The sequence below is a fragment of the Deinococcus frigens DSM 12807 genome (genome assembly GCF_000701425.1).
In the GTDB taxonomy this organism is placed as follows: Bacteria; Deinococcota; Deinococci; order Deinococcales; family Deinococcaceae; genus Deinococcus; species Deinococcus frigens.
Map to the genome: position 1 here is coordinate 23,631 of NZ_JNIW01000043.1, position 7,068 is coordinate 30,698.

The window sequence follows — 7,068 nt, forward strand, 5'->3', positions numbered from 1 at the left end:
CCTATGAGCAAGCAGCAACGCCTCGCCCAGCGCGAGGCGATTTTGTTGCAGCAGGCAAAAGGGGAAATCACGGTAGCTGCCGCAAAGGCTGCCCTCGCCAAGCTGGGCGACACGCCCGCCCTCCGCGAATGACCGGATCGCCGGAAGTTGAACAGGTCCGTCTCATCGTAGAGACAGTAGACGGGCGGCAGCACGTGTATGAATACCCGCGCTCCGTCGCTGAAAGCATGATTGACCGCTGGCGGGACGCGTCGAATGGAGACGGCACCGTTCCGGTTCGCGGCGGGGCGATCGCCTCCCGACACATCGTTCGCATGGTGCGCGGGGCGCTCAAATCCCCGCCTCCGCCCAACCCGTATGCGGGGCCGAAGCCGACGCTTAAAGACGTGATTGGCAAAACCTCCATTCTCGATAAGCACCCGTCCGGTCTGGACTGGCTGCGCTCCCTTTTCCGCCGCTAACGCAGCCGCGCCCCTGGAGGTTCTACATGGAACAGCTCAACCGTTCGCCCTGCACCACCGCCCTCACCGTTCACCTGCGCGAGAGCGTCAGTGGCCAGCTCGACACCAGCCAGCAGCTCAGCGAGACGCGGCGGCCTGAGCGCGCCAACGTCACCCTCAGCGAGGCCACGCAGGACGGGCAGAAGGTCACCCGCTTCAAGTGCGACATCGGCAAGGTGGACATCGTGAACCGCAACGGGCGCTACTACCCCCGCAGCGCGTATCAGGCTGCCATTGACGCGGCTCAGGAAGACCTGAGTGCCGGACGGCTGTGGGGCCTGCTCGAACATGCCGACGACTGGTATGACCCGATGAAGGGCCGACTGGAGAAGATCGCCGGTCTGTTCGACTCGCTAAGCATCGACGGCGACATGGTGATCGGCGAGGGCGTGGTGGTGGCCACCCCCACCGGCGACACCCTGCGCGGTCTGCTGGCATCCAAGGTGGCCGTTGGCATCAGTACCAGCGGCACCGGTTCGGTGAAGTGGCTCCCTGCGAAGGAAGTCGACGACACCTACCACGATCCCGAAGAGCTAATCGGCGTGATCCAGGACGACTTCCGCCTGCTGACGGTGGACTTCGTTTCAGATCCCGCCAATCCCAGCGGACAGGCCCGTAGCGCTGAGCAGCGCCAGCGGCAGCCGCCCGCGCCTACGCGCCCACAGGAGGGCAACATGCACCCCAAGATCAAAGCCCTGATGGAGAAGTACGGCTGCAAGACCCTCGAAGAGCTGAAGGCCAAGACTGAGGCTCAGGCGGAATACCTGACGACGCTGGAGGCCGTCGCGCAGGAAAGCGTCAACCGCCCGGCCCCTGCGCCTACCGCTGCCGACACTGGCACCGTCAGCTTGGGGGACTACCGCGTGCTGGAGCAGACCGTGGTGGAGCTGCGCGGACAGGTGTCCGGCCTGACCACCGACAACCACAATGCCCGCCGGGACGCGATTGCCATCACTGCCCTGGAGTCGGCCCGCCTGCCCAGCGCGGGGACGGTCAAGCACGGCGAAACCGAGATTGATCTGGACGCCTCGTTCCGTAACGATCTGATCAGTGCCGCCCGTGCTGCCGAAAGCGACGAAACCGCCAAGGCCGCAGTGGACCGCAAGATCGTCGAACGTAAGGCCGCCCTGGGCCAGCGCGAGAGCGCTCCCCGCCCCATCGGCCAGAACCGCGTGCCGCTGCCCAGTGGCGACAACAGCCGCACCCGCACCGAGGCCGAGCAGGCCCGCAACGGCGAGACCCGCCAGTTTGAAAGCACCCGCAGCCGCGCTGGCCTGATCTAAGCCGCGCTGCCGGTCTGCCTTCCCGCCACCTCAGCCCCAAGGAGGGCCATCCCATGAAGAACAAAAAGCACTGGGCCTACACGGGCGGCAGCATTTCTGTCGCCCTCACCGTTCCCGCTGGCACTAAGAGCGGCGATCTCGTGAAGCTCGGCACCGACGATCTCTATGGCCACGCTGAAACCGATCAGGCCACCGCTGACATGGTGTCCAAGGGCACCGCGCCGCAGGGCCTCGTCGAGAACCAGGCCACCGTGTTTCTCCCCGGCATCGTGGAAAGCATTGGCGTTCCCGCAACGGCCATCGCCGCTGTGGCCGCGTTCGGCAAGGTCTACCTGAAGGCCGACAAGTCGTATGGGGCTACGCCCGCTGACGGCCTGTTCGTCGGGTACAAGCTCAACGCCACCACGATCGCTCTGCGCGCCAACTAAGCAGCAGCCCCCACCCCAAGGCCCCCTCCCAGCGAGGCGGGCCTTTCCTTTTGCACCGCCCAGGAGGGCCGCATGTCGATTAAAGAAGTGAGATTCGAGCTGACCCGTCTCGCGGATCGGGGCGTCATCCCCGAAAACCGCGTCATCCCCCTGACCATCCAAACCGTGCTGGAATCCGCACAGCAGCACTTCCAGATGGGCTACTTCGGCCAGTTCCTCGACAAGGAGCTGGACAACGTGCGCGGCATGGACGCCAGCGCCAAGGAAGCGGCGCTGATTCGCATGGAGGGGATGATTCTCGACTTCGAGAAAACCCGCCGCGCCCACCGCGAGACCCACACCACCAGCGATTTCCCACTGGCCGTCGCGCAGGTCCGTCAGGCGGCCAGCCGTCCCGGCTTCACCTTCCCCGAGAGTGACCTGCCGAAGTTCGCTGCCCGCCGCACGGCCACCGACTTCAAGGCCCTGAAAGGCACGCGGCCCGGAGCCATCGGTCACCGCTTCCTGCCGGTGCGCCCGGAGGCGGCCAACATCGAGTACACCAAGTTCTTTACCAGCGAGGAGGGCTACACCGTGGCCGACTACGCGCTGGCGCTGACCTTCACCTTCGAGGCGTACATCAACGATGACCTGGGCGACTTCACGGCTGCCGCCGCCGACCTGGGCAATGTGGCCCGCCGCACCCGCGCCAGTGTGATTCTGGACGTGATCCTGCGCAAAGCGCCGCGTGTGCCGCTGGCCGACGGTGAACAGGGGCCGACGCCCGCCAATCTGGACCAGTTGGCCGCCTTCATGAGCGCGCAGGTGGACAGCGCCACGGGCCGCCGTGCCAGCCGCCGCCCCACCGATCTGTTCGTGCCCACCATCTGGGAGCGCAAGGCCGCCGCGAGCATGGCCAACGAGTACCTGGTGCCCGTCGGCGGCGGGTCCGGCGCGCTGGCCCTGGTGCCCAACCGCAACCCGGCCTACATGCTGGGCAACATTCATGTCGAGGACATGATCGCGGACCTGCTGGCCGAGTACCCGGACCGCTACGCTGCCAAGAACATCGGCGACGACGACTATCTAGTGGTGGACGGGCGCAACAACCCCTTCGAGCTGGCCGCCCTGCGCGGCTACGAGGGCGGCCCCAAGACCTTTACCCGCATGGTGAATGTGGACGAGACGGACCTGGAAGGCGACTTCGAGAACCGCAACTTCGCCCTGAAGGTGCATGACGTGGTGGGCGCGGACCTGCGCGATCAGTACGGCGTGGTCATCGCCCAGGGCGACTGAGCGCCCCCGCCGCCTGAGTACCCCATCCGCTCCAACTGGAGGAACGAACCGTGAAGAACCTGAAAACTGTGACACAGGTGTTCGCCGGGGGAAAGTGGTTGCCTGCGGGCAGCCCACTCCCCAGCGATCTGCCAAATTTCGACTACGAGAAGCACGCCGCCAAGGGCATGATCGAGGACACCGAGGGCGAGGAGATCATCAACCCCCGCCCGGAATCCGCCCCCGATCCTGTGACCACCCTGGACAATCACGCGACGGCAGCGCTCCAGACCGCCTTGGACGCCGCCCAGCAGTGGGAGGCGAAGGCCACTGCCGCGCAGACCCAGGCCACCCAACTGCGTGAGCAGGTGCAGGCCGCGCAGGGCAAGGCCGCCGATCCGGCAGACGTGACCGCGCTCAAGGAATACCGGGACGTGGTCGGCGTGCTGCTTCCACACGGTTTCCCAAGCCGGTCCACGCTCTTCGAGAACGGGTACTACACCGCCGATATGGTGCAGGGGGCCACCGATCAGGAGTTGATTGACCTGTCGGGAATTGCCCAGACTTCACTGGAGGCCATCCGGAAAGTCGTGCCGCCCGTCCCGCAGGAGTAAGCCGTGGACGCCGCCGCCCGCTTCCTGCTGGACCCTGAGCCACTGACCCCGGCCATGCTGGGCGTGGCGGATCAAGCCGCGTTGACGGCCCGGATTGCCGCGTACATGACCCTGCGCGGCATTCAGGCGAATGCCGAACCTTCCGAGGCGCAGCGCCAGGGCGTTCTGGCACTGATTTACGGGGCCAGGATCGTGGTGCTGGAGGGTGAGGTGGAGAAGTTCCGCGCCGAGGGTGAAATCACCATCGAGCGCGATCTTCAAAGCCGCATCATTCGGCTGGCTGCGGGCCGTGACATGGCGCTGGCGCTGTCGGTGACCACTGCCGAAGCGGCAGGGGGAGACTTCGCGCCGTTCTTCAGCGAGTGGGGCGTGCAGTGACCCGGTTGCCCGGCGTGCAGGCCACAGCCCACCGGCTGCTGACCGACAACGCCGATCTGCTGTACACCCTGACCGGCACCTGGAGCGACGACGCCACTTGCCGCTTCAGCGTGCGCGATCCGAACAAGGGCGGGCGCAGTTCCGAGACCCAGCTCCAGACGGACCCCATTCCAGCCAGCCTGCGCCTGTTGCGGGTGCATCCTGACGACGCACGTCCAACACCGGGCGCCTCCCTGATTTACCAGGGGGCGCTGCTGGTGCTGGGGCTGTGGGCCGATCCGTCCATCTGGACCGGGCAGCAGGTGGGCGTCTGCCGCCTGGTGGACGAACGGGCCTACCCGCTGGTGGCGCTGATCGGCGTGCAGGGCTTCCGCTTGCGGATCAAGGCACTGGACGCTGCGCCCATTCAGGCCACTGGACTGACCGGCACACCCAACAACAGCGGACTGGCCTCCACGCCGCCCGGAGTCACCTTGCAACCTGGCGACACCTTCACCACCGACGCGGGAGACCGCTATCAGGTGGTGCCGCCCGTACAACGGGACGCCCTGGGTGACACCGTGGGCGTGAGCTGGCAGGGTCAGGGAGCCGAGAGGCCGCCCCTGCCCACGCCAGACAACCCAGACCCCACGCCGGACACGCCGGACGGTGCGCCGCCGGGCCGTGACCCGTGGTGGGATGAAGGGTTGCCGTGAGCTTCGAGGTGCAGGGCAGCATCGACGCCATGCTCCGAGAAGTCCGCGCGCTTCAACCTGCCCGGCTGACCCTGGCCCTGAACCGCCAGTGGTCTGAGGACGCTGCCGAACGCCTGCGCGACAACGTGGGCGGTGGTCCCGGTACGCGCTACCTGCGGGCCAGGTCTGGAAGCACGCGGTCCAGAGTGCGGGCGACCTTCAACGCTTCGGGTGGTTCGCTGTCCGTCAGCGGTCCAGGAACCGAGATCCAGGAGGAAGGCGGCACCATCCTTCCCAGAAACGGCAAGTATCTGACCTTCCGGCTGTACGCGGCAGGAGACGGCGCTGTTGCGACTGGTCCCTGGATTCGGACCCGCAAGGTCCGCATCCGTGCCCGCCACATGGTCAGGGACGCGGCCCAGGACGCTTTGCGCGAGCTGGGTGATCACCTCAACTCCACGCTGGGAGGTAACCCGAATTGACCAACCCGCCCGAGCCGTGGCCCGACAACGCCGCCCACCTGCTGCGCCTGCTGGTTCAGCGGGTGATCGTGCTGGGGAAGCTCCCCCGGCTGATTCCGCGCGCCCTGCACGCCCACGAGATCATTCCGGGACGTTCGGAGTTCTGCGTCACCGACAGCACCGAACTTGATTCCGGCTCCGGCTGGGATGGGGACTTCCTGGTGTTGCCGCGTGAGTATGGCGGCTATATCGCCGTGCATTACGCACAGGACACCGATCAGCGCGAGACCTTCCCGGATGAAGCGCGTCTGGCCTCTGCGCTCGCCACCTTTACCGAGGATGCCCGCGTGCGGGCCGTGCCGGGCCTGCGCCAGTTCGGGCTGGTTCCGGCGCGGTGGTTCCTGAACGACACCCCAGTGAGCATGCAGCACCCACCAGTGCTGACGCTGGAAGTGGAGTGGACCCTGGGCGTGAACCTGCTGATCCCGAGAGCCTTTCTCAACCCCGACGCCACAGGAGGCGTGAACCCATGAAAAAAACCGATCAGGTGGCCGCCATCGAGCAGGCCAACGGGGAGAAGCTGTCCCCGGACGACTACACCGCCCGGCAGCTCGACGAGCTGCGCGCCATCGCCGAGCAGGGCGGCGCGACTCTGGAGGTCTTCCAGACCCAGCGCCACGCCTTCGATGCACTCCGAGAGCAGGCCGAGGAATCCATGACCCGCGTGGAATACACCGGACAGACCGCAGGCAGCATCCGTCTGGAGAGCGGCACGGTGCTGGTCACTCACATCGAACCCAGTGACGTGCTGGAACCGGAGGGTGACGAGCAGCGTGCGGCCCTCCTCGCCACCGGTTACTTCACTCCCACCCGCAAGCGGGCCACCACGGACACCACCACCGACGCGCCGATTGAATCTGCCGTCCCTGATCCCCAGGAGAGCGCATGACCTTTATCGCCAACACTGGCGTCCGCAACGATGGGCGCAAGGGCCACTTCGGCATCGCCGCCCAGGCCGAACCCGGCGTGTATACGCCGCCCACCAACTTCCTGCGCGAGACCGGCGGCACCGGCTACATGCCCGACGATCTGGAGCGCGTCAGCCAGGCGTTCCGGGGCACCTCGTTCGAAAGCCCGGCAGAGTACGCCGGAACCGACTACATGTCCCGCAGCGTGCCCACCGAGGCCACCGTGAACGACGTGGCCCTGATGCTGCGCCTGATGTACGGCGAGCCGGACGGCACGGGTGTCATCACGCCCCAGGACGCCACGCAGTGGGACCCCAACTTTCCTCTCCCTGCGTTTTCCGGGCAGTGGCGGGTGCCGGGGGCCGGGCACGTCCAGATCCGTGACGGCCAGCTCCACGAGCTGACCCTGACCGTGCCCGAGTCGCGCACCGAGTTCGTGAGCGCGAGCATGGCCTTCCACGCGGCCTGGGCGCTGCACCACCCGGAGGGCGCGCCAATCTCGCCCTTC

At 66.8% G+C, this 7,068-nt stretch carries 12 protein-coding genes; all 12 read left to right on the plus strand.

The genetic code is table 11. The features are described 5' to 3' along the window. Positions 1-3: 3 nt before the first annotated feature. Entirely contained in the window at positions 4-132 is a 129-nt protein-coding gene (locus tag Q322_RS24825; RefSeq protein ID WP_281173652.1) for a hypothetical protein, read from the plus strand. After that, positions 129-461: a hypothetical protein gene (locus Q322_RS0114040; protein WP_029478538.1), complete on the plus strand. Its 333-nt coding sequence runs from the start codon at positions 129-131 to the stop codon at positions 459-461. Before Q322_RS24825 ends, Q322_RS0114040 begins: the two co-directional genes overlap by 4 nt. Before the next feature lie 26 nt (positions 462-487). Then, positions 488-1,783, plus strand: coding sequence for a hypothetical protein (locus Q322_RS0114045; RefSeq protein ID WP_029478539.1), 1,296 nt, complete (start codon positions 488-490; stop codon positions 1,781-1,783). A gap of 53 nt (positions 1,784-1,836) precedes the next feature. Then, the gene (locus Q322_RS0114050) at positions 1,837-2,211 is read left to right on the plus strand and encodes a hypothetical protein (RefSeq protein ID WP_029478540.1); all 375 of its coding nucleotides are present in this window, start codon (positions 1,837-1,839) and stop codon (positions 2,209-2,211) included. Positions 2,212-2,283: 72 nt separating this feature from the next. Continuing rightward, on the plus strand, positions 2,284-3,486 hold the full coding sequence (locus Q322_RS0114055) for a phage major capsid protein (protein WP_029478541.1): 1,203 nt from the start codon (positions 2,284-2,286) through the stop codon (positions 3,484-3,486). Between the two features lie 50 nt (positions 3,487-3,536). Further along, complete coding sequence (locus Q322_RS0114060; RefSeq protein ID WP_029478542.1) at positions 3,537-4,079, plus strand: hypothetical protein; 543 nt, start codon at positions 3,537-3,539, stop codon at positions 4,077-4,079. Between the two features lie 3 nt (positions 4,080-4,082). After that, positions 4,083-4,457, plus strand: coding sequence for a hypothetical protein (locus tag Q322_RS0114065; protein ID WP_029478543.1), 375 nt, complete (start codon positions 4,083-4,085; stop codon positions 4,455-4,457). Then, positions 4,454-5,152 (plus strand): hypothetical protein, encoded by a 699-nt coding sequence (locus Q322_RS0114070; protein ID WP_034418648.1) that lies wholly within the window; start codon positions 4,454-4,456, stop codon positions 5,150-5,152. Before Q322_RS0114065 ends, Q322_RS0114070 begins: the two co-directional genes overlap by 4 nt. Further along, positions 5,149-5,613, plus strand: coding sequence for a hypothetical protein (locus tag Q322_RS0114075; RefSeq protein ID WP_029478545.1), 465 nt, complete (start codon positions 5,149-5,151; stop codon positions 5,611-5,613). Before Q322_RS0114070 ends, Q322_RS0114075 begins: the two co-directional genes overlap by 4 nt. Beyond that, positions 5,610-6,125 carry a hypothetical protein gene (locus Q322_RS0114080; protein ID WP_029478546.1) on the plus strand — a complete coding sequence of 172 codons (516 nt, stop codon included), beginning with the start codon at positions 5,610-5,612 and terminating at the stop codon, positions 6,123-6,125. The genes Q322_RS0114075 and Q322_RS0114080 overlap by 4 nt, the downstream gene beginning before the upstream one ends. After that, entirely contained in the window at positions 6,122-6,541 is a 420-nt protein-coding gene (locus tag Q322_RS0114085) for a hypothetical protein (protein ID WP_029478547.1), read from the plus strand. Before Q322_RS0114080 ends, Q322_RS0114085 begins: the two co-directional genes overlap by 4 nt. Continuing rightward, positions 6,538-7,068 (plus strand): hypothetical protein (locus tag Q322_RS0114090; RefSeq protein ID WP_029478548.1); only part of this gene is annotated, 531 nt, incomplete at its 3' end. The genes Q322_RS0114085 and Q322_RS0114090, both read left to right, overlap by 4 nt.